16 protein-coding genes and 1 other annotated feature are annotated in these 21,304 nt (G+C 33.4%); of the genes, 4 read left to right on the forward strand and 12 right to left on the reverse strand.

The window, feature by feature from the left end:
- Window positions 1-10: 10 nt before the first annotated feature.
- From hisH to A9G32_RS08140, 6 genes are all read right to left on the reverse strand, one after another.
- Window positions 11-598 (reverse strand): imidazole glycerol phosphate synthase subunit HisH, encoded by a 588-nt coding sequence (hisH, locus tag A9G32_RS08115; protein WP_065590970.1) that lies wholly within the window; start codon window positions 596-598, stop codon window positions 11-13.
- Window positions 599-1,666 carry a bifunctional histidinol-phosphatase/imidazoleglycerol-phosphate dehydratase HisB gene (hisB, locus tag A9G32_RS08120; RefSeq protein ID WP_065590969.1) on the reverse strand — a complete coding sequence of 356 codons (1,068 nt, stop codon included), beginning with the start codon at window positions 1,664-1,666 and terminating at the stop codon, window positions 599-601. It abuts the gene before it with no gap.
- A gap of 8 nt (window positions 1,667-1,674) precedes the next feature.
- On the reverse strand, window positions 1,675-2,733 hold the full coding sequence (gene hisC / locus A9G32_RS08125) for a histidinol-phosphate transaminase (protein WP_065590968.1): 1,059 nt from the start codon (window positions 2,731-2,733) through the stop codon (window positions 1,675-1,677).
- Window positions 2,734-2,742: 9 nt separating this feature from the next.
- Window positions 2,743-4,044, reverse strand: a complete 1,302-nt coding sequence (gene hisD, locus A9G32_RS08130; protein ID WP_065590967.1) for a histidinol dehydrogenase — start codon at window positions 4,042-4,044, stop codon at window positions 2,743-2,745.
- 4 nt (window positions 4,045-4,048) lie between these two features.
- Window positions 4,049-4,948, reverse strand: coding sequence for an ATP phosphoribosyltransferase (gene hisG / locus A9G32_RS08135; protein ID WP_065590966.1), 900 nt, complete (start codon window positions 4,946-4,948; stop codon window positions 4,049-4,051).
- A gap of 38 nt (window positions 4,949-4,986) precedes the next feature.
- Window positions 4,987-5,110: a sequence feature (His leader region), on the reverse strand.
- 197 nt (window positions 5,111-5,307) lie between these two features.
- Window positions 5,308-5,700 (reverse strand): AsnC family transcriptional regulator, encoded by a 393-nt coding sequence (locus A9G32_RS08140; RefSeq protein ID WP_065590964.1) that lies wholly within the window; start codon window positions 5,698-5,700, stop codon window positions 5,308-5,310.
- 118 nt (window positions 5,701-5,818) lie between these two features.
- Here A9G32_RS08140 and A9G32_RS08145 point away from each other — a divergent pair, with 118 nt between their 5' ends.
- Window positions 5,819-6,382 (forward strand): cysteine hydrolase family protein, encoded by a 564-nt coding sequence (locus A9G32_RS08145; protein ID WP_034913065.1) that lies wholly within the window; start codon window positions 5,819-5,821, stop codon window positions 6,380-6,382.
- Between the two features lie 211 nt (window positions 6,383-6,593).
- Here A9G32_RS08145 and A9G32_RS08150 read toward each other — a convergent pair whose 3' ends face one another.
- Entirely contained in the window at window positions 6,594-6,995 is a 402-nt protein-coding gene (locus A9G32_RS08150; protein ID WP_034913068.1) for a DoxX family protein, read from the reverse strand.
- A gap of 143 nt (window positions 6,996-7,138) precedes the next feature.
- On the opposite strand from A9G32_RS08150, the gene A9G32_RS08155 reads away from it, so the two are divergent.
- Both A9G32_RS08155 and A9G32_RS08160 read left to right on the forward strand, forming a co-directional pair.
- A complete protein-coding gene (locus tag A9G32_RS08155; RefSeq protein WP_065560092.1) occupies window positions 7,139-8,038 on the forward strand; it encodes a LysR family transcriptional regulator in 900 nt (299 codons plus the stop codon).
- A 754-nt stretch (window positions 8,039-8,792) separates the two neighbouring features.
- Complete coding sequence (locus A9G32_RS08160) at window positions 8,793-9,776, forward strand: AEC family transporter (RefSeq protein ID WP_065590963.1); 984 nt, start codon at window positions 8,793-8,795, stop codon at window positions 9,774-9,776.
- Window positions 9,777-10,224: 448 nt separating this feature from the next.
- Here the strand turns inward: A9G32_RS08160 and A9G32_RS08165 are convergent, their stop codons facing one another.
- The 5 genes from A9G32_RS08165 to A9G32_RS08185 form a co-directional block, all read right to left on the reverse strand.
- Window positions 10,225-10,947: an outer membrane protein gene (locus tag A9G32_RS08165; protein ID WP_065590962.1), complete on the reverse strand. Its 723-nt coding sequence runs from the start codon at window positions 10,945-10,947 to the stop codon at window positions 10,225-10,227.
- A 514-nt stretch (window positions 10,948-11,461) separates the two neighbouring features.
- Window positions 11,462-12,985 carry a Ppx/GppA phosphatase family protein gene (locus A9G32_RS08170; protein ID WP_202983904.1) on the reverse strand — a complete coding sequence of 508 codons (1,524 nt, stop codon included), beginning with the start codon at window positions 12,983-12,985 and terminating at the stop codon, window positions 11,462-11,464.
- A 10-nt stretch (window positions 12,986-12,995) separates the two neighbouring features.
- Entirely contained in the window at window positions 12,996-15,053 is a 2,058-nt protein-coding gene (gene ppk1, locus A9G32_RS08175; RefSeq protein ID WP_065590960.1) for a polyphosphate kinase 1, read from the reverse strand.
- A 112-nt stretch (window positions 15,054-15,165) separates the two neighbouring features.
- The gene (gene pykF, locus A9G32_RS08180) at window positions 15,166-16,578 is read right to left on the reverse strand and encodes a pyruvate kinase PykF (RefSeq protein ID WP_065590959.1); all 1,413 of its coding nucleotides are present in this window, start codon (window positions 16,576-16,578) and stop codon (window positions 15,166-15,168) included.
- 321 nt (window positions 16,579-16,899) lie between these two features.
- Window positions 16,900-17,319: an META domain-containing protein gene (locus A9G32_RS08185; RefSeq protein WP_065590958.1), complete on the reverse strand. Its 420-nt coding sequence runs from the start codon at window positions 17,317-17,319 to the stop codon at window positions 16,900-16,902.
- A 111-nt stretch (window positions 17,320-17,430) separates the two neighbouring features.
- Between A9G32_RS08185 and hrpA the strand changes: the two genes are divergently transcribed.
- A complete protein-coding gene (gene hrpA, locus A9G32_RS08190; protein ID WP_141672790.1) occupies window positions 17,431-21,270 on the forward strand; it encodes an ATP-dependent RNA helicase HrpA in 3,840 nt (1,279 codons plus the stop codon).
- Window positions 21,271-21,304 lie beyond the last annotated feature (34 nt).

A 21,304-nucleotide genomic window follows, 5' to 3' on the forward strand; every position in this document is an offset into this window, starting at 1 on the left:
GCTGTCATAGTTACATCTCCAAAAAGTTTTTTAGCAATTTTGCACCGGCTAAGCCAGAACGCTCGGGATGAAATTGCACGCCGTAAAAGTTTTCTTTTTGTACGGCTGCGGTAAAGCTTTCGCCGTAATTGGTTTCTGCTATTGTTGCTGAGCATAATGGCATCGCGTATCCATGTACAAAGTAAAAATAAGCATCATCAGGAATATCTCGAAATAGATGATGACCGGCTTTAGGTGAAACCTGATTCCACCCCATATGTGGTAAAGGTAAACCACAATCAGGAATTTCTCTAACTTTTTCGTGAATAATTCCCAATGTGTTAACATGTCCTTCGGTACTATAATCGGCTAGAAGTTGCATACCAAGGCAGATCCCTAATACAGGTTGAGTACAGACTTTGATAAGTTCAATTAAATGACGCTCTTTTAATTTTTCCATTGCTGAACTTGCGGATCCTACTCCAGGTAAAAACAACTTATCTGAGCTGAGCACGATATCAGGGTCAAGGCTAATTATTGGATCATAACCTAATCGTTGCACGGCATATTTGACCGAAGATAGATTAGCACAGCCAGTATCGAGGATGACAATCTTCATTTATAGCACTCCTTTTGAGCTTGGTAATCGGTCACTTTCAATTTTGATGGCTTGTTTTAATGTTCTAGCAAAAGATTTAAATAAACTTTCTACTTTATGATGATCATTATCGCCTTCTGTTTCAATATGCAATGTAATAGCCATAGCATAACTTATTGAGTAAAAGAAATGTTCTACCATTTGCGTGCTCATATCGCCAACTTTAGGGTGAGTAAACTCTGCTTTAAATTTTAGATAAGGGCGTCCTGAAATATCTATTGCACATCTGGCCAAACACTCGTCCATAGGGATAACAGAGGCATAACGGGTAATACCACGTTTATCACCGAGTGCTATTTTTAGTGCCTCTCCTAAAGCTAGTCCAGTATCTTCTATGGTATGATGATCATCAATATGTAAATCACCATCAACTTGGATATTGAGTTTAATTCCACCATGAGTCGCAATTTGATCGAGCATATGATCAAAAAAACCAATTCCAGTATTAATTTGACTGCCACCTTGGCGATCAAGCCACACTTCAACAAGTATTTTAGTTTCTTTGGTATTGCGTTCAACTTTTGCATAACGATCTTTAGTGGTTAATCGTTGGGCGATTTCGTCCCAATTTAAATTTTCAGGATGATATCGTAATCCTTGGATTTGCATGTTTTCAGCCAATTGAATATCTGTGACCCTGTCACCAATAACATAACTGTTTTGTTTATCTAATTTACCACTAGTAAGATATGGCAAAACTAATTGGATTTTCGGCTTACGACACTCACAATTATCTTCTGGAAAGTGTGGGCAAATTAAGACATCCTCAAAATTAACACCTTGCGATTTAAAAATCTGCATCATCAGATTGTGTGGACCATCAAAGTCAGCCTGTGGATAACTACTAGTCCCGAGCCCATCTTGATTGGTGACCATCACTAAATGGTATCCCGCAGTTTGTAGCTTGAGTAGGGCTGGGATCACATTAGGTTCAAAAGCCAATTTTTCAAACTGATCAACCTGAAAATCAACTGGAGGTTCAGTAATTAGTGTGCCATCTCGATCAATAAATAAGTACTTTTGTAACATTTTTGCTCCTATTTAATTGTTTTGAGCGCAGAAATGACTGCCTCGCACTCTGCTTGGGTTCCAATGGTAATACGAATAATATTTTGTTGCCCAATAGATCTACTTTGATCTCGTAAAATAATACCTTGGCGCCATAAAATATTAAATACATCTTTATCATGTCGAAATTTAACACACAAATAGTTGGAATAACTTGGATAAACTTTTTCGACAATTGGCAATTGTCGAAGTAAATTGGCAAATTTTTCCTTTTGATTATTTAAATTTATCACATGTAGCTTCATGCTATTCACACCATCTTTACTCAATGCTTGAGCTGCAATATCAGCAACGGGGGTTGCTAGAGGGTATGGTGCAATAACCTTCTGTAAGGCTTCGATCACAGGTTTATTAGCAATGGTGAAACCGCAACGTAATCCAGCCAAAGCAAAGGCTTTGGATAATGTTCGTAAAATCACCAAGTGAGGATAGTCATTAAGCCAACTAACGACACTAGATTCAGGCGAAAACTCAATATAAGCCTCGTCAATAATGACCAAAGCACGATCTTTGGCAATATTAAGTAAAGCTTTGATATCATCAGAATCGATTAAATTACCGGTCGGATTATTTGGTGAACAGACATAAATTAGTTTTACAGTATCAATATTTTGTTTTATACCCTCAAGATCAAGCTGCCAATCAGAAGTGGTTGGCACGGTTTTAGTTTTAATACCTAATGTCTCAGCACTCACTTGGTACATGCCATAAGTTGGTGGGCAATATAAAATACTATCGTGCTGAGGCTCACAAAATGCACGCATTAAAAGCTCAATGGCCTCATCAGCTCCTCGGCTAACAATCACTTGTTCAGTTTTAACCCCTGCATATTGTGCATAACGCTGAATTACTTTTTCAGGCTGTGGTTCTGGATAACGGTTTAAGGTTTGATCGGTCAAGTCAAAATGTGGAGCAACGGGATACTCGTTTGCATTTAGCCACACATCGCCTTGACCACCAATTCGCCGAGCAGATTGATAAGGTGTTAATTGCTGAACATTTTTTCGAACTAATTTATTGATATCCATTTTAGCCACCTATTTTTGATTTGTTGAATTTAATACTGATAGACGAAGACTAACTGCTTGTTTATGAGCGGTTAGTTGTTCAGCCTCTGCCATAAGCTCAACGGCATTACCTATTGCTTTTAATCCTTCTGGTGTTAATTTTTGCACCGTCATACGTTTTTGAAAATCAGCAAGCCCAAGACTAGAATATGTGGCTGTATAACCATAAGTTGGTAATACATGATTGGTTCCTGATGCATAATCACCTGCTGACTCCGGTGACCAATCACCCAAGAAGATCGAGCCAGCACTAGTAATTTGCTCAACTAATTCATCCGCATTCGCAGTTTGAATAATTAAGTGCTCAGGACCATAACAATTACTAATTGCCACACACTCATCCAAATCTTTCGTGACAATCAAACGGCTTTCTTGCAGTGCCTTTTTAGCAATACCTTGGCGAGAAAGCTCGGCTAACTGTTTATCCACTTCTTGCGAAACAGCCTGAGCAATAGCTTCATCAGGCGTTAATAACACCACTTGCGAATCAGGACCATGCTCCGCTTGTGATAAAAGATCGGCAGCAATAAAAGCAGGATTTGCTGAACTATCCGCAATCACGAGCACTTCAGACGGACCTGCTGGCATATCAATTGCAGCGCCATCAAGTCGCTGGCTAACTTGTCGTTTAGCCTCGGTAACATAGGCATTGCCTGGACCAAAGATCTTATCAACTTTAGGAACCGATTCGGTACCTAGTGCCATTGCACCAATGGCTTGCGCGCCGCCTAATTGATAAACCTCGCTAACACCACACAACTGTGCGGCATATAAAATCTCATCAGCAATGGGCGGTGGTGAACATAAAATAACTTGACGACAACCGGCAATTTTAGCAGGTGTTGCAAGCATTAACACAGTAGATAATAAAGGGGCAGAACCACCCGGAATATAAAGCCCAACTGAATCAATAGGGCGCGTTACTAACTGACATTTTACGCCCGGCATTGTTTCGACCATAATGGATTGATAGGCTTGTGCTTGGTGGAATTTTTCAATGTTGGTAACCGCTAATTGCATGGCTTGTTTTAATTCAGGATTAACACGATTTGCGGCGGTTTTTATTTCTTCTTGTGTAAGCTTTATTTGCTCAATTTGAATTTTATCAAATTTGTTACTTAATGCTTTTAGTGCCTCATCGCCGTGCAGTTTTACTTGTACTAAAATATCTGCCACTGCTTTGCTAATCGAATCCGAAGCATTAATTGCTGGGCGAGTAAGTAGTTTCCTGCGTTGATCGTCAGCACATTGTTGCCAATAAGAGAGTTTCATATTATTACTCCATCATTTTTTCAATTGGTAATACAAGAATTGAACTTGCGCCTAATGTTTTTAATTTTTCCATGGTTTCCCAAAAAAGAGATTCACTACTCACCATATGTAGCGCAACACGATTTTGCTCGCCTGTTAAAGGTAAAATGGTTGGATTTTCGGCACCCGGTAATAGCGCAACAATATCATCTAACACCTCAGTAGGGGCGTGGAGCATAATATATTTGGATTCACGAGCTTGAATAACGCCTTGAATGCGTGTCATGATTTTATCGATTAACGCCTGTTTTATTGGCGACATTTCACCTTGACGTTGAATTAAGCAGGCTTTTGATTTATAGATAACTTCGATCTCTTTTAGTCCATTGGCCTCAAGCGTTGCACCACTCGAAACCAAATCGCAAATTACATCGGCAAGTCCAGCCCGAGGGGCAACTTCGACCGAACCATTAAGCAAACATGTTTTAAAGTTAACATTATATTGAGCAAGATAACGGCGGAGCAGGTGAGGGTAAGTGGTGGCAATACGCAAATCATTTAAACATTCTGGTCCTGTATACTCAAAATCACGAGGTGCTGCGATCGACAACCGACAGCCACCAAAATCTAAACTGCGCAATTTTTTAAATTGTGGATCTTCGCCTTCGGCCTGCCTATCTAATGCTTCCTCCTCTAAAACATTTTCGCCGACAATTCCAATATCGACAACGCCATCAATAACCAGTCCGGGAATATCGTCGTCACGAACACGCAAGATATCAATGGGCATATTTTCAGCAAAAGCGATCAAACGCTGTTCTTGAAGATTAATTTTAATACCACATTGGGCAAGTAACTTTTTTGATTCGTCACTTAATCGACCTGACTTTTGCATAGCAATGCGTAAACGCGAATTATCCAACATATCTTTCTCCAAAGTTATCTAAAAATTTATAAACTACAAACAAAAAACCCTCGGAAGTTTGATCTTCCGAGGGTTTCTGCTTGCTTTTGCGATATCACCGGAAGACCAAAGTCTTCCAGCACCAATCGCCCGAAGACTATTCAGGAATGATGGTGATGATGATGTGTACTAATAGCATTAGTAATAAAAACGCAAAAACAATTCATAAAAATAAAAAACCTTTAACTGAGTTGATAATTAAAGCTACTGAACAAAATATAACAGAATTTATTTGCTCGCAACTTTTTTTTGTTTTTTATGTAAAAAATCTTTATACAAAAAATAGTCAACAAGTTTAGGTGTAAATTTTTAAAATAGCGTTATTTAATCACTTTTGACTGATGACTAACTTTATAACGGCAATAGAGCTCAAGTTTGTCTAAAAAATGTGGTAAGTTTTGGTCTGTAAATTCACTTTTTATAAAATAACACCCATCGCCTGTGATTTTATAAAATTCGATGATTTCTTTAAACGACATGACCATGTTTTCGAACGAGGTGAATTGATTTGAATTCATATAAATCGTTATAAACTGAAGCTGATTTGTTTTTTCTTTAATAGTAAATTTTTCAATAATATGATTATCATACAATTCTTGAACTCGCTGTCCAACAGCCTGTCCTGACAAATATACTTTTTCGCCAATTTCTTTCCATGATTGACGACTATTTTTTTTAAGTTCATCTAAAATAGCGCGATCTTTTTTATCCATACTTGTTTATCTTTTTCATTTTGAAAGTAGGTAAGTAATAATACTTTCAATTCATTATGTAACAGATAGCGTAATTATCGCATAATTATCAACTCAAACATAATTTAAGGACAAAATAATGAAACAAGGGTTAATAATTATCGACGTACAAAATGACTATTTCCCAACGGGTAAATTTACTTTAAACAATACAGAATTAACTTTACAAAATACCTTAAAACTACAAAAACACTTTAGAGCACAACAATTACCGATCTTTTATATTCAGCATATAAAGTCTGATCCTCATGCGGATTTTTTTGCTAACGGAAGTTTAGGCGCTGAAATTCATCCAAGTTTGTTACCGCTTGGTAACTTGCATGAGTATCTTGTCAAAAAAACATTCCCTAATAGTTTTTATCAAACTGAGCTACAAAAAAAATTACAACAAGAACAGATCCAGCAGATGGTTATTTGTGGAATGATGAGCCATATGTGTGTTGACTCAACAACACGTCACGCATCCGAACTAGGTTATCAACCGATATTAATCCACGATGCTTGTACAACTTGTGATCTCGAATTTGATGGTAAAACGATTCCATCCCAAGTGGTACATAACAACTTTATGTCTGCCTTAACCAATTTTGCATCGGTTGTAAGTTGTGAAATGTTTGTTCAAACCAAACTGGCTATTTTATAAATTATAGCATTGTAATTAAATGATTATGGATAATGGATGCCAAAAAAGCGATAACATAATTATAAACAATCTAAATTGGCTCGATCACAAACCGAGCCTTTTACTCTTCTAACCCACTCAACCCTAAGTAAAGATCAGACAGAAAAAGTATTTATTTTATTGAGGTTTTTATTCAACTGTTTTGTCAAAAAAACAACTAATATCTCCCCCTCTAATACGCCAAATATTTAGCTAATACACTAAAGCGACCACTTCCTAGCAATGCTAAACTGAGTGCTGTTAGCGCCATAAAGGCAGGATATTCCCAACCGCCACCTGCGTTACTAAATGACCAACCATTCACTGAGTGAATAAATGTAATAACAATCATTTGAATCACTGCCAATAAACTAACAATGCGGGTTAAAATACCTAAAAGCAATAACAAACCGCCGCCAATTTCAAACATAATGGCTAAATAACCAATAAACCAAGGAAAGCCAAGTGATTGAAAATATTGCGCAGTACCTGAGGGAGTAAAGACGAGTAGTTTAGTAAAACCGTGCGCCAAGAACATGACACCCAAGGCAATTCGTAACATGAGTGAAGCTAGATCTGTTTGATATTGTTTCATTTTATTTTTCCTGTAAGTTAATTATTGTGATTGGTTAGCACCATTTGTTTATGATAATGGTTATTATTTTGTAGATAAATAAGCTATTATGTGATTTATTGTCAAAATAAGTGGGACAATTGTTTGGTGTTGGTGAAAGGTAGATGGATAGATCTAATAAATTACTAGAAATGATGGTTTTTGTGGCGGTAGTTGATTGTAATAGTTTTGTTGATGCGTCAGTTAAGTTAAATATGTCTAAGCAGGCAGTGTCACGTTATATTCAAGCATTAGAAAATCGCTTGCAAGTTCGGTTGTTACAACGTACAACTCGCAAAATGGTCATTACCCATGAGGGGCAAATTTTTTATTTGCAAGCTAAAGCCATTATTAATGCTACTACAGAAGCAGAAAATAGCCTCACTTTAGATCATGCAAGTCCACAAGGTATTCTTCGGGTTAATGTGCCTGTTAGTTTTGGTATTTTGCATTTGGCGCCTTTATGGCAAAAATTTATCAATAAATACCCTAAAATTGAGCTAGATATTACGTTGTCAGATCGTGTGGTTGATCTGCTTGAGGAGGGCTACGATCTTGCTGTTCGAATTGGTCGGCTAGAAAGTTCGTCGCTGATTAGCCGTAAGTTGGCAACTACGCAAATCATAGCCGCCGCGTCGCCTGATTATATTGCTAAATATGGCATGCCGAATGATCCTGATGATTTGTTGAATCATAAAATTGTGATGTATAGTCAGTGGGCTAAAAAAGAGCAATGGCATTTTTATAAAGACAATGCCCATTACTCGGTGAATTTAAAAGCGAATATCTATTGTAATAATGGCGATACTTGCCGCCAAATTATGTTACAAGGAGGTGGTATTTCGTTGCAACCTGATTTTATTATTGGTAAAGATATTAAAATAGGCCGTTTAGTTCGTGTTTTGTTGAATTATAAAGTCGAGGATTTGAATATTTATGCCGTTTATCCAAGCCGTAAATTATTACCGCTCCGAACTCGATGTTTAATCGATTTTTTAGTTAGCGAACTAAAAAATTATCAATGATCAGTTAGTTAAAACATAACAGTTATTATTTGATATGTAAAAAATCTTTAGACAAAAAATAGTCAAATGTATTACTGATTTTACAATAACACAGAAATGATTTACATTATGCTAGTTATTAATTGATTATTCAGAAACAATCTTTACTATATATTGTTTTCAAGATTTATTGTCATTATATGAATATCAATAATAAGGCTTTGTGGCAGTAATTCTATATAAATAAAGTAAATCAAATTATTATCTATAATAGGTATGTTTTTTTATAATGAATAACACGTTATAAAAAAACAGCATTTAAGAAATTTTAGTGCAATATTAATTTTTACTATAATTTAACACTCATGTTTTATATTTTCTTATTGATTGTTTTTTAAAGAAATAAAACTCTATTATTAACAAGTTTAGAGCAAAGTTTTAATGTTTTTTTGAGTTTTTAAGACAGTTAGTAGATCTTGATTTACACAAGATCGAAAAGAATAAGTATAATAATACCTAAGTTACTATATTTTACATTTGAATATAACAAAGGTTTTCATTAAAGAATGTCTTTAATTAAACATAATGAGTGCGAAATCGCATTTAATAATATCAAGTTTCAACAACGAAGAATATTGTTTTACATGTAATAAATATATTCGATTTTGTTACCCACTTATTTTAGCTAGGTCTATAAATATAATATCTAATCTGAAGTTACCGACCATTTACCGAATTTGTATTTTTAGTAATATTATTTTAGGAGTTTTAAAAAATGAATCTGATCTGGTCAGCAGTTGGGCAAGTTGTTAGTTCTTGTCTTCCGGTTTTTTTGTTAATTTTTCTTGGTTGGTTATGTGTGCAGCAAGGGATCTTTTCGAAGGATTCTAAAAAATTATTATCAGGACTGGTATCAAACTTTGTCTTTCCTGCTTTACTTTTTGTGCATACGTCTCATGCTAAGCCATCGCAAATATTCAATGGGATTTGGATGATTGCATTTTTCTGTACTATGTCATTTTTATGGATAATTTGTTTTTTAACCAATAAATACATTTTGCATAAAGAGTTAAAGTCAACAGCTATGAATGCAATGCTATGCTGTTTTCCAAACATGGGGGGGATGGGTGTTCCTTTCTTGACGTTAATGTTAGGAGCCGCATCAACTATTTCCGTTGCGATTGCTAATTTTGTTGTTGCATTATCATTGATTCCAATGACAATATTTTTATTAGAACTTTGTGATACTAAATTGTCTGGTGGTAAAGTCACCGGTGGTATGATCTTTAGTGCAGTAAAAAATTCACTTATGAAGCCAATGTTTTTAGCCGTTATTTTAGGGTTAATTGTGAGCGTTACCGATGGAACTAAATGGCTACCACATTTTGTGTTTAACACTTTTGATATTATGTCAAATGCCTGTAACTTCATTTCACTTATTGCGGTCGGTGTTGGTATTCATGGTGTTAAATTGAAATTATCTAAACCATTAATGATTAATGTTGTGTTGAAAAGTTTTATTACACCAATTGTTGCACTTATTTCCGTATATCTATTTGGCATAACAGGTATGGAAGCAGAAGAATTAGTTTTCTTATTGGCAATGCCAACGGCATCAACAGCGGTTATTTTGGCTTACAATTGGAATGTTGAGCAAGAACAAGCATCAAGCATTTTCTTTGCATCAACAGTTTTATCTATCTTCATTTTACCAACCTTATTGCTTATTATGGACTTCACCATTCCAGGTGTTGCTTAATTAAAAGCTAAATATAAATGCTCTCATTTAATTTTAGATGAGAGCTTTTATTATCAATTACACGTTTCTTTGGCAAGCCATGCTGGAATTACTCGGGTTGTTTACAGTAATAATAACCACCGTATTTCAAAAATCAACTAAACTTGCTGCTTACAAATGAATGGAAAAGTAAAAAGAGTAATACCAACTTTGGATTAAAATACGGCATAATCAACAAGTATATAGTGATTCAAAAGGTGAAGACTAAGTCTTAATTGATTAATTATTATAATTTTGTTAACCCCCATAAGGTGATTTTAGAAAAAACGCCTTATGGGGTTTTGGAGTGGTTACTTAACCATGAAGTGTAAATAACCCAGTTTTTTTCTACATATTAACAGTAGCAAGAAATGTAGCGATAATATTGGTAACTAAACTAAAAAGAGCCATTGTTTTTTTAGTTTATTAATTAGAAGCTATAGCGAACACCAGCTAATAAATCAATTGAACTTAGCTCAGCACTAGCATTAGTTCGATAGTATTCATTATGTTTTTTGATGTTTACTTTACCTGCATCCACATAACGAGCAGTGAAATCAACAACCATATTATTATTCAACTTATAAGCTACGCCAGCAGCAACATTCCATGCAAACTTTGTTTTTGTTTTTGATAATGAACGTTCATAATCAACACCATCAACAGAAACGTTATATTTTTCCTTATGGCTATTTTCTAGTTTAGTGAAGGCAACACCAAATCCCGCACCAATAAATGGAGTAATTGGTGAGTCAATATCAATATCATAATAACCATTTAACATTAATGTATTCATGCGGGCTTTGACTTTTTGAGTAGTATGAAGACGATATTCTTCATAATCAGTGTATCTATTTTCTTTTTTATCTGTATTGCCACGTAAGGTAAGAGATAATTCTACACGTGCAGGAATATCATAATTAGAAAAGTTGTAACCTAAATTTAAAGCACCTGCTAATTTAGTTTTATGCATTGAGTCAAAAATACCATCGTTGATAACAGTGCCGTGATTATAATGTAAGGTATCCTTAATATTTTTCACTTTTATTATAGAAGCTCCTAATTGACCTCCTAGGTAAAGTTCATTTGTTTCAGCATAAGCAAAATTTGAAAAACAAGCAAAAGTTGTTAGTGCAATTAATGTCTTCTTCATTTTATTTCCTTTATTTATTATGGTTGTTTAAGATTTGCCAATTATAAAGCAAATAAATTAAAAATCAATTTGAGGTATTAGGAAATTATTTCAACGAAAAACAAAAGCCGTAACTGTAACTATCCCTTAAAATAGTACAGCAAGAAAGTAGAAAATTCTCTATAGTAACAAATGCTTGCCGAGTTAAATCTAAAATCGCAGCCTCAGGAAGAAATCATAAAAAAGCTGTAGTGCCCACAATGCAACGAAAAACATGGGCAAGAGAGCTACAAGCCACTAAATTAATCTCAATTGCCATTAGCTGTCACATTGTGTAATTAAGTCGTTGTGTCTACTATTATCAACCTCACACAGTATTACCATATTTTATACTTGAATCTTGTACTAAGTTTGAGGTATTCACAATAGTTACAAACTTACAAATATACAAAATTTAGGGTGGGTTTAGTTTACTATGAAGTGTAAACAACACGTTTTTTTCTACATATAAATTGATTTACAGGGGCTTTTATAATTAACAGACTACAATCGATAGTTTCCAATCCTCAATTTCTTTCCAATATTTTTTTTCTTGTTCTAAATCAAATAATATCAATTTATTATTTTCAACAAATTCCCGATTAATTTCTATAGTCACTTTAGTTAGTTTATTTTTTATTAATTTTAAACGAAATGCTTGTAAATTAATTTCTGTGTTTCGCTGATTATTGATGAGTATAGATAATCTTAGGATTTGCATTAGCGGTATTATATGTTTGTATTCGAACAAACTAAAATAGGGTAGTGTATCTATATTGATAGTCTTTCTATGGTAACGTACAAGAGTAGACAAAAGTAATTGCTGTTCTTCGTTAAATCCGGGTAAATTACTATTTTGTAAAATATAGCTTGAATGTTTATGAACTGAAGAAAAGTTAATTTTTAACCCTACCTCATGTAACAAAGCAGCCCAATATAAAATAGATTCAAGGCTTGCCGGAATAGATGTTGGTGCTTGTTGTTGCCATTGAGAAAATAAATATTTTGCAGTTTTAACGACTTGCGTAGCATGGCGTTGGTCTATATTGTAATGTTCAGAAAGAGTTTGCGCGGTATTTTGTCTAATATCTCGGAAATTAAGACCTCCAACCAACTCATAAAGCACCCCTTCACGTAATGCGCATGGGCTAAATTGTAAAGTATTTAACCCAAATGCGTTAAAAACCCCACTAAATATAGCTAGCCCGCTGACAAATACACTTTTTCTTTCACTAGAAAGTGAAGGGTAGTCAATATCTTGAAAAGAGTTGAATTCTAAAACATAACTAATTAAATCATCGAGCCTTTTTTGGGTAATAATTCCATCACAAACCCCAATATCTAATAAGATACGATAAATAGACTTGATGGTTCCTGATGTACCAAATGCAACAGTAATATTTTGTTTTTTTATAATATTAATCAAGCTTTCAATTTGTTGTTCGGCGGCAAGCTTTGCTTGTTCGAATGAAATAGCGTTAATTTTTTTTTCATGAAAAAACTGTTTAGCATAAGTTATGCATCCCATAGGGCGACTAGCAACAATCAACGGTTTTAGATCATTTCCTCTACCTATTGCAATTTCTGTAGATCCTCCACCGATATCTATTACAAATTTAGTATCATTTGACGATGTTGGTTCTGATGTCATAGTACCTAAATAAATAAGACGTGCTTCTTCTTGTCCCGATATGATTTCTATAGGAAATGGAAATACTTTAGCCGCAGCCATTAAAAATTTATATCTATTTTTTGCAACCCGTAATGTATGAGTTGCCACAACACGAACATTTTCGGGAGGAAAGCCAATTAATCTTTCGGAAAATAGTGTAAGACATTCCAGACCTCGCATAATGCTTGATTCACTTAGATGGTTATTAGCATTAAGCCCTGTGGCAAGATGAATATTTTTTTTATTTTTATAAATGATCTGTATAGCACCATCTATAATACGAGCAATAACCATGTGAAAACTATTTGAACCAAGATCAACTACCGCATATTCATTGAATTTATTCACTTTAAATCCCTTATTCAACCGTTTCTAACTGATTCAAATAATCATAAATGGCATATTGTGCTCTAATTTTTTTCTTATTACCTCTTTGTACATAATTATTAGTTGCATCTTTATCAATAATACGAGCCTTTACATTATCATTGCATTGAATATTAAAAATATTATGGATAGTTGATTTTATTATTGGATCGAAGATTTTTACACCTACTTCAATACGATTATCTAGGTTACGAGGCATCCAATCAGCAGAAGAAATATAAGTATCTTTTTTCCCATCATTTTCAAAAATATACACACGAGCATGTTCTAAAAACTGATCAACAATACTTGTGACAGTAATATTTTCGCTTAAATTAGGAATTTTGGGTATCAAGACACAAGTTCCTCTTACTACAATTCTAATTTTTACACCTGCACAAGATGCACGGTATAATTGGTCTATCATATCTTTATCGGTTATTGCATTGAGTTTTAAATAGATACCAGCTACTTTACCTGCTTTAGCATTATTTATTTCTTGTTGGATAAATTCATAAAATCTCAATCGGGTATTTTGTGGAGACACAAGTAAATGATGGAATGAAACTGGTTTAAATGGGTTTTCAATGAAATTAAATACATTTTTAACTTCATCTGTAATTACAGGATCTGCAGTTAATAACGAAAAATCGGTATAAATTCTTGCAGTCCTTTCATTAAAATTACCTGAACCAATATGGGCGTAACGAACAATTTCGTTATTCTCTTTACGATCAATCAAAAATAATTTAGCGTGGATCTTTAGTTTTGGTTGTGAATAGATAACTTTAATTCCACTACTAATTAATCGTTTTGCCCATTTTATATTTGCCTCTTCATCAAACCTTGCTTGCAATTCAACAACTACAGTGACCTTTTTACCATTATTGGCAGCATTAATGGCCGCATGAATAAAGCGGGAATCTTTTGCAACTCTGTAGATATTCATGCGAATCTGCGTAACAGATGGATCAAACGAAGCTTGGCGCATAATCTCTAATACATGTCCAAAAGAGTAATAGGGATAATAAAGCAATACATCTCGATCTTTAATCGCATCAAACGAATTACGAAATTGTTTAAATCGATTATAGCTTAGGCTTGGAATTTTTTTATTTAATAGCTTTTTTTGACCAAAATCAGGAAATTTCACAAGATCTTTAAAATTAGGATAGCGTCCACTTGGCATTGCGTCTTGTTCAGTTAATAACAATTTATTAATCAATAACTCAAATAATGCTTTTGGCATATCTTTTTGATAAGTAAAACGAACTGGCTGAGCAGTCAAACGTTGTTTTAAACCTTGTGACATAAGTTCAAGCAAACTGTCTAATTCTGTGTTTAATTCGTATTCAGCATCTCTATTAATATTAATAGAATAGGCATTTAATTCTTTGGCATCAAAAAACACTTTAAAAATATCGGGTAAACAGTAACGTAATATGTTATCCAAAAAAATGATCGATTTATTTTTAGTTGAAACTTCTGACGGTAATAAAACAAAACGAGAAATATTATCCGTCGGTAACTCAAGTAACGCATAATTGGTTTTATCTTCACAAATAATTTCTACAGCCAAATAGGCATGATCATCTTTTAAAAATTGAATAAGTTCGGTATGACTATCGAGTAAAATAGGGGTAATATATTGTCTAAGATTTTGTTTATAATAGTTTTTTATCCAACCTTCTTGATAAGAAGAAAGTTGTCTTTCGTTAATCAAAAAGATTTGATTTCTCGCCATTTCTAATAATAGTTCATTATAAAGCTGGTCAAACTGTAATTCTAGTTGAATAACTTTTTGGTTTACTTGGCGTAATAAGTTTTTAGAGTTAGAAGATGAGTTGGCTTGTTCTTGTTCAATAAGTACATATTTTTTTAAGTTGGCAAACTGTACTTTATAAAATTCATCAAGATTACTTGAGTATATACCTAAAAAATGTATCCTCTCTATAAGTGGATTACTTTTATCAGCAGCTTCTTGTAAAACTCGCTGATTGAAAGATAACCAACTTAGTTCCTTAGGTAAATATACTTTTTCTTCAATCATTTTAATCTTTCAAATTCTATTAATAGTATTTTATACAGGATATCTTATGTAAAAAAAAAAGCTAGCATGTAGCTAACTTTTTTATTTCAGGACAAATAATAAGTATGTCGTTTTAAATACGGTGAACAGATGTTGTGTTAGTAGTTCCACTTGGTACTAAAGCACCAGATACCATCACAATGATATCACCTTGTTGTAAACCGCATACTTTCACAGCCATCTCTTTACCTAAACGATAAAAATCGTCAGTTGAGTTAATTGAATCAATTAAAATAGGCTCTACACCTTTTGTCACGGCTAACTGATTAACTGTCTTTTGACTTGAAGATAATGCTAAAATACGAGCTCTAGGAAAATAATGACGAACTTCCCTAGCTGATTTACCGCTACGAGTTGCTACAACAATTAATGGAGCATTTAAACGCTCAGCAATTTCTACAGCACCACAGCAAACAGCTGAAGTTATACTCAACTTTTCTTCTTTTGATGTCAATTCTAACGATGCTGGAATTGTGTTATCAGTTCGGTTACAGATAGTTGCCATAACATTCACAGTTTCGAGCGGATATTTACCTTTAGCACTTTCACCCGAAAGCATAACTGCATCTGTACCATCAATAATTGCATTAGCTACATCACCAGCTTCCGCACGAGTTGGACGTGGGTTTTTAATCATTGAATCAAGCATTTGTGTTGCTGTTATGACTGGTTTAGATGCTTTATTACATTTTTTGATCATCATTTTTTGAGCAAAAATAACTTCTTCAACAGCGATCTCAACCCCTAAATCACCACGTGCAACCATAATACCGTCAGAAGCATCAAGAATTTCATCAAAATTATCTAAACCTTCTTGGTTTTCAATTTTAGATATAATTTTAATGTTTTCACCACCATGAGCTTTTAAGTGAGTACGAATATCATCTACATCAGAACGTTTCCGAATGAATGATGCAGCAATAAAGTCAACACCTTGTTCACAACCAAAAATCAGGTCATTTTTATCTTTTTCTGCTAGTGCTGGCAATTTAATTGAAACTCCAGGTAAATTAATACCTTTATTTTCACCGAGTTCACCGTTATTTAAAACAGTACAAATAACCTCATTACCTTTAATTTCTTTAACGTCCATAGCAATTAAGCCATCATCAACTAAAACACGATTACCTGGTTTAAGGTCATGCGCAAAACCATCGTAAGTTACGGCTACACGGTCTTTGTTTCCGATAACATTTTTGTCTGTAGTAAACGTGAATGTTTGACCTGCAACTAGGGATACATCATTACCGCCTTCTAATTTAATAGTGCGAATTTCAGGGCCTTTGGTGTCTAGCATAATAGCTGCTTTTAAACCAGTTTCTTGCATTACTTCACGTAAATTTTTGATACGGTTGCCATGTTCTTCGTAATCACCATGCGAAAAATTTAAACGCATAACATTCATGCCTGCATTTAATAATTTTGCTAACATTTCTTTTGATTCAGATTTTGGTCCGATCGTACAAACAATTTTTGTCTTTTTCATAATAGTATCTACTTAGTAATTTATTTAATGTTAAGGTTAATGTTTTAATTCAATTTAAAAAATTCGATAAACCAACTTTTTGCAAAAAAAACCAATGGCAAAGCATTGGTAGTTTTATTGGTTAAAAAAGGTATTTGTAGCTCAATATGGCTACCAAAATCACATAAAATCTTTGAAGAATATAATAATTTCATCAATAAGTTAAACCCTTTAAAATTCTTCTTATTATATTCTTAACAGTATTTTAAATAAAGTATTTTATCTTTAATATATTTTGTTATTTATAATAACATACTAAATTATAGCAACTAAACATTTGGCTTACATTAAGTCTTTAAGTTGATAAATTAGTTCATTATTGTTATTTTTCAAGGTTAGTTGATTATTTTTTAAATTGATTTTTGTACCTTCAGTAATTAAGTTCTCAATAATATAATCTAATTGATTTAATTGATCATCATTACAAAGCATTTTAGTCATCACAATTCCACTACCTTTTATGCTACCGTTGTCTAAAGTAACTTTACCAGAAAAATGGTTACACATTTTACCTGTAATTGTCATATTTTCCCCAAATATAAGCTCTGCTTGATCATCTAACGGAATATCTTGACCATTTACTTTAGTGAGTACAAAACGGTGGTGCATGAGGTCGGTCTCTTGTAAAGTACTTGAGTCATTACATCCTGATAAAGCCAGTAAAGCCATAAATAGAGCAGTTAACAAAAACGTTTTTTTCATTTGAACTCCTAATAATAGGTTAAATTTGTTATAATCGTGTATTAATGTAACTATAATTGAAATATCTGAAACGCTATGCTATCTCAACAGCAATTAAAAAATCTTGATTCAATGACTTTCTTAAATAAGCATAAAATAATAAAATTAGCTAAGAAAAGTCAAACTATAACTGATATAGACTCCACCATACAAGAAGCTAACTTACATTATCAAAACAGAATAGAATCGTTTCCGAAGAAAATTGATTTTCCCCAAAATTTGCCTGTAATTGAAAAAAAACAAGAAATTTATGATGCTATTAAACATAATCAAGTAGTTATAATTGCTGGTGAAACTGGCTCGGGAAAAACAACACAGATTCCCAAAATCTGTTTAGAATTAGGCTTAGGTGTCAAAGGCTATATTGGTCATACCCAACCAAGACGATTAGCAGCACGTTCAGTAGCTAATCGTATCGCTGAAGAGCTAAAAACAGAGATAGGGCAGTTAGTTGGTTTTAAAGTCAGATTTTCTGATCATGTCAATGACACAACTCTGATTAAATTAATGACTGACGGAATATTGCTTGCTGAAATTCAGAAAGATAAATTCTTACTACAATATGATACTATTATTATTGACGAAGCACATGAACGCAGTTTGAATATTGATTTTATTTTAGGCTATCTTAAGCAGTTATTATCTAAACGTCCAGACTTAAAAGTCATAATAACATCAGCGACTATTGATGTGGAACGTTTTTCTAAACACTTCAATGAGGCTCCAATTATTGAAGTATCGGGTCGTACCTATCCAGTCGAGGTTAGATATCGTCCCCCAATCCTGAAAGAAGATGATAATAATGATAAAAGTTGTGATTTTCAACCGATTATAGATGCCATTGATGAATTATCAACTGAAAGTCTTGGGGATATATTAATCTTTTTAACAGGAGAACGAGAAATTCGAGATCTTGCCGATACACTTAATAAGTTAGAACTTCGTCATACGGATATTTTGCCATTATATGCAAGGTTATCAGCATCAGAACAAAATCGAATTTTTCAATCACATACTAAACGTCGAATTGTCCTTGCTACTAATGTGGCAGAAACATCATTAACTGTTCCAGGCATTAAATATGTGATCGATTCGGGATTAGCCAGAATTAGTCGTTATAGTTACCGAACTAAAGTTCAACGTTTACCTATTGAACCAATATCACAAGCCTCTGCCAATCAGCGTAAAGGACGTTGTGGACGAACATCTAATGGTATCTGCATACGTTTATATGATGAACAAGATTTTTTATCTCGCCCCAAATTTACCGAACCCGAAATATTGCGGACCAATTTGGCTTCAGTAATATTACAAATGACATCATTAGGCTTAGGAGATATTGCCGCTTTTCCTTTTGTTGAAAAACCTAATTCAAAATACATTCGTGATGGACTTCGCTTATTAGAGGAACTTGGGGCAATTCATACCATACAGAATAGATATCATTTAACTGAAATAGGTAAAATTTTAGCACAATTACCAATTGATCCAAGATTAGCTAGGATGCTGGTTGAAGCAAGGCGCCTAGGGTGCATTAAAGAAATAATGATAATTACTGCTGCTTTATCGATTCAAGATCCAAGAGAAAGACCTTTTGATAAACAGCAAGCTTCGGATGAGAAACATCGTCGTTTTGTTGATAAGGAGTCAGATTTTATTTCTTTAATTAATTTATGGAACTACATTAAAGAACAACAGAACGTATTATCAGGGAATCAATTTAGACGATTATGCCAAAAAGAGTTTTTAAATTATCTTCGAATCCGTGAATGGCAAGATGTCTATACGCAAATTAGACAAACAATTAAGCAATTAGCGTTTCCGATTAATAGTAAAGAAGCTGATTATAATTCATTACATATCTCGTTACTAAGCGGTTTACTATCTCATATTGGAATGAAAGAGCTTGAAAAGCGTGAGTATATAGGTGCACGTAATATAAAATTTGCAATTTTTCCTAATTCAGCACTTTTCAAAAACCAACCCAAATGGTGTATTGCTAGTGAACTTGTTGAAACAAATAGATTATGGGGAAGAACAGCAGCAAAAATTGAAGCTGAATGGATTGAACCTATAGCTAAACATTTAGTGAAATATGACTATAACGAACCTAGGTGGTCTAAAAAGCAGGGCACAACAATAGCAAACGAAAAAGTAACCTTATTTGGGTTACCAATTGTTACTAATAGAATAGTAAATTACAGTAAAATTGATCCTATTTTAAGTCGCACTCTGTTTATTCGACATGCATTAGTTGAAGGTGATTGGTTCACAAGTCATAAATTTTACAAGCAAAATCAAAAATTGATTAATGAAGTTGAAGATTTAGAACATAAATCACGTCGTCAGGATATTTTAATTGATGATGATGAATTATTTGATTTCTATGATAAACGCATAGATAAATCCGTTATTTCATCTAGACATTTTGATAAATGGTGGATGCAGAAACAAAAATCTGATCCTGATTATCTTAATGTACAAAAAGAGATGCTGATCAGGCAATCAGCACAATTAATTAACTTAAATGATTTTCCTGATTTCTGGTATCAAGATCATTTTAAGCTAGCACTTAGTTATCACTTTGATATTGGTCATAACCGTGACGGCGTCACTATAAAAATTCCACTTGATATCTTAAACCAAATTAAAAACAAGGGATTCGATTGGCAAGTGCTAGGTTTTAGAAAAGATTTAATAATTGCATTAATCAAATCATTGCCTAAATCTTTACGACGAAACCTTGTCCCTGCACCAAATTATGCAGATGCGTTTTTAGATAGGGTAGATACTACAGAAAAACCGCTTCTTGAATGCTTAGAAAATGAATTTCATAAAATGACTGGTGTGAAAATTACATCAGAAAATTGGCAATTAGAGCAAGTCCCTGAACATTTAAAAATGAATTTTAGTATTATTGATAGTAATAATAAGGAAATTGCTTCAAGTAAAGATCTTGATATGCTAAAACAGCAACTCAAAACTCAACTTCAACAAGCTTTATCATCTATTACTATTAATAAAAAAGATAACTCAATTGAGCAAAATAATTTGACAGATTGGACATTTGGAAAACTTCCTGATGTTTATGAAGAAAAACAAAAAAACTATACTGTTAAGGCTTATCCAGCAATTATTGATAATCAAAATTCCGTAAGTATAAAGTTAGTTGATAATCAATCAGAACAACAAAGATTAACTAAATTAGGTTTAAGACGCTTATTAATGCTTAATATTCCCTCTCCAATCAAGTATTTACATGAAAAATTACCCAATAAATCGAAATTAAGTTTATATTTTAATTCGTTTGGTAACGTGTTAATGCTTATTGATGATTGTATCGCTTGTGGTATTGATTATTTAATTGAAACAAATAATAAAGCAATACATTCAACTGATGATTATCAGCAATTACTTAATTATACTAAAACTCATATTAATGAAATAGTTGTTGATATTGCTAAGCAAGTCGAATCAATACTAACTTTGCATTTTAGCATTAATAAAAAGTTAAAAGGGCGCGTTGATTTATCTTTAGCATTTGCCTTGTCAGATATCAAACAGCAACTTAATAGATTAGTTTATAAAGGATTTGTTGCTCAATCAAGTTATAGAAGATTGAATGATATCTCTCGATATTTATTGGCAATTGAAAAAAGAATTGAAAAATTATTTCAAAATATAGCAAGAGATAGACAATCAATGAGTATTATAGAAGATGTTCAGAATCAGTATGATAATTGGATTAATAGTTTACCAAACAATCAACGATCGGACACTAAAGTGACAGATATCCGTTGGATGATTGAAGAATTAAGAGTAAATTTATTTGCGCAACAGCTTGGTACATCATATCCAATTTCAGCAAAACGCATCAAGCAGCAAATTGATGTAGTTAAATCACAACTATAGCTTCATACAAAAAAATAGGGCGCTTATGCGCCCG

Source organism: Gilliamella sp. Gris3-2 (assembly GCF_001690345.1).
Taxonomy (GTDB): domain Bacteria; phylum Pseudomonadota; class Gammaproteobacteria; order Enterobacterales; family Orbaceae; genus Gilliamella; species Gilliamella bombi.

Excerpts from the sequence above, each read along its gene's own strand:
- A9G32_RS08165 (WP_065590962.1), bottom strand. The coding sequence starts at position 10,947 with ATGAAGAAGACATTAATTGCACTAACAACTTTTGCTTGTTTTTCAAAT.
- A9G32_RS08185 (WP_065590958.1), bottom strand. The coding sequence starts at position 17,319 with ATGAAAAAAACGTTTTTGTTAACTGCTCTATTTATGGCTTTACTGGCT.
- A9G32_RS08150 (WP_034913068.1), bottom strand. The coding sequence starts at position 6,995 with ATGAAACAATATCAAACAGATCTAGCTTCACTCATGTTACGAATTGCC.
- A9G32_RS08155 (WP_065560092.1), top strand. The coding sequence starts at position 7,139 with ATGGATAGATCTAATAAATTACTAGAAATGATGGTTTTTGTGGCGGTA.
- hisG (WP_065590966.1), bottom strand. The coding sequence starts at position 4,948 with ATGTTGGATAATTCGCGTTTACGCATTGCTATGCAAAAGTCAGGTCGA.
- hisH (WP_065590970.1), bottom strand. The coding sequence starts at position 598 with ATGAAGATTGTCATCCTCGATACTGGCTGTGCTAATCTATCTTCGGTC.
- hisB (WP_065590969.1), bottom strand. The coding sequence starts at position 1,666 with ATGTTACAAAAGTACTTATTTATTGATCGAGATGGCACACTAATTACT.
- hisD (WP_065590967.1), bottom strand. The coding sequence starts at position 4,044 with ATGAAACTCTCTTATTGGCAACAATGTGCTGACGATCAACGCAGGAAA.
- hrpA (WP_141672790.1), top strand. The coding sequence starts at position 17,431 with ATGACTTTCTTAAATAAGCATAAAATAATAAAATTAGCTAAGAAAAGT.
- pykF (WP_065590959.1), bottom strand. The coding sequence starts at position 16,578 with ATGAAAAAGACAAAAATTGTTTGTACGATCGGACCAAAATCTGAATCA.
- ppk1 (WP_065590960.1), bottom strand. The coding sequence starts at position 15,053 with ATGATTGAAGAAAAAGTATATTTACCTAAGGAACTAAGTTGGTTATCT.
- A9G32_RS08140 (WP_065590964.1), bottom strand. The coding sequence starts at position 5,700 with ATGGATAAAAAAGATCGCGCTATTTTAGATGAACTTAAAAAAAATAGT.
- A9G32_RS08145 (WP_034913065.1), top strand. The coding sequence starts at position 5,819 with ATGAAACAAGGGTTAATAATTATCGACGTACAAAATGACTATTTCCCA.
- hisC (WP_065590968.1), bottom strand. The coding sequence starts at position 2,733 with ATGGATATCAATAAATTAGTTCGAAAAAATGTTCAGCAATTAACACCT.
- A9G32_RS08160 (WP_065590963.1), top strand. The coding sequence starts at position 8,793 with ATGAATCTGATCTGGTCAGCAGTTGGGCAAGTTGTTAGTTCTTGTCTT.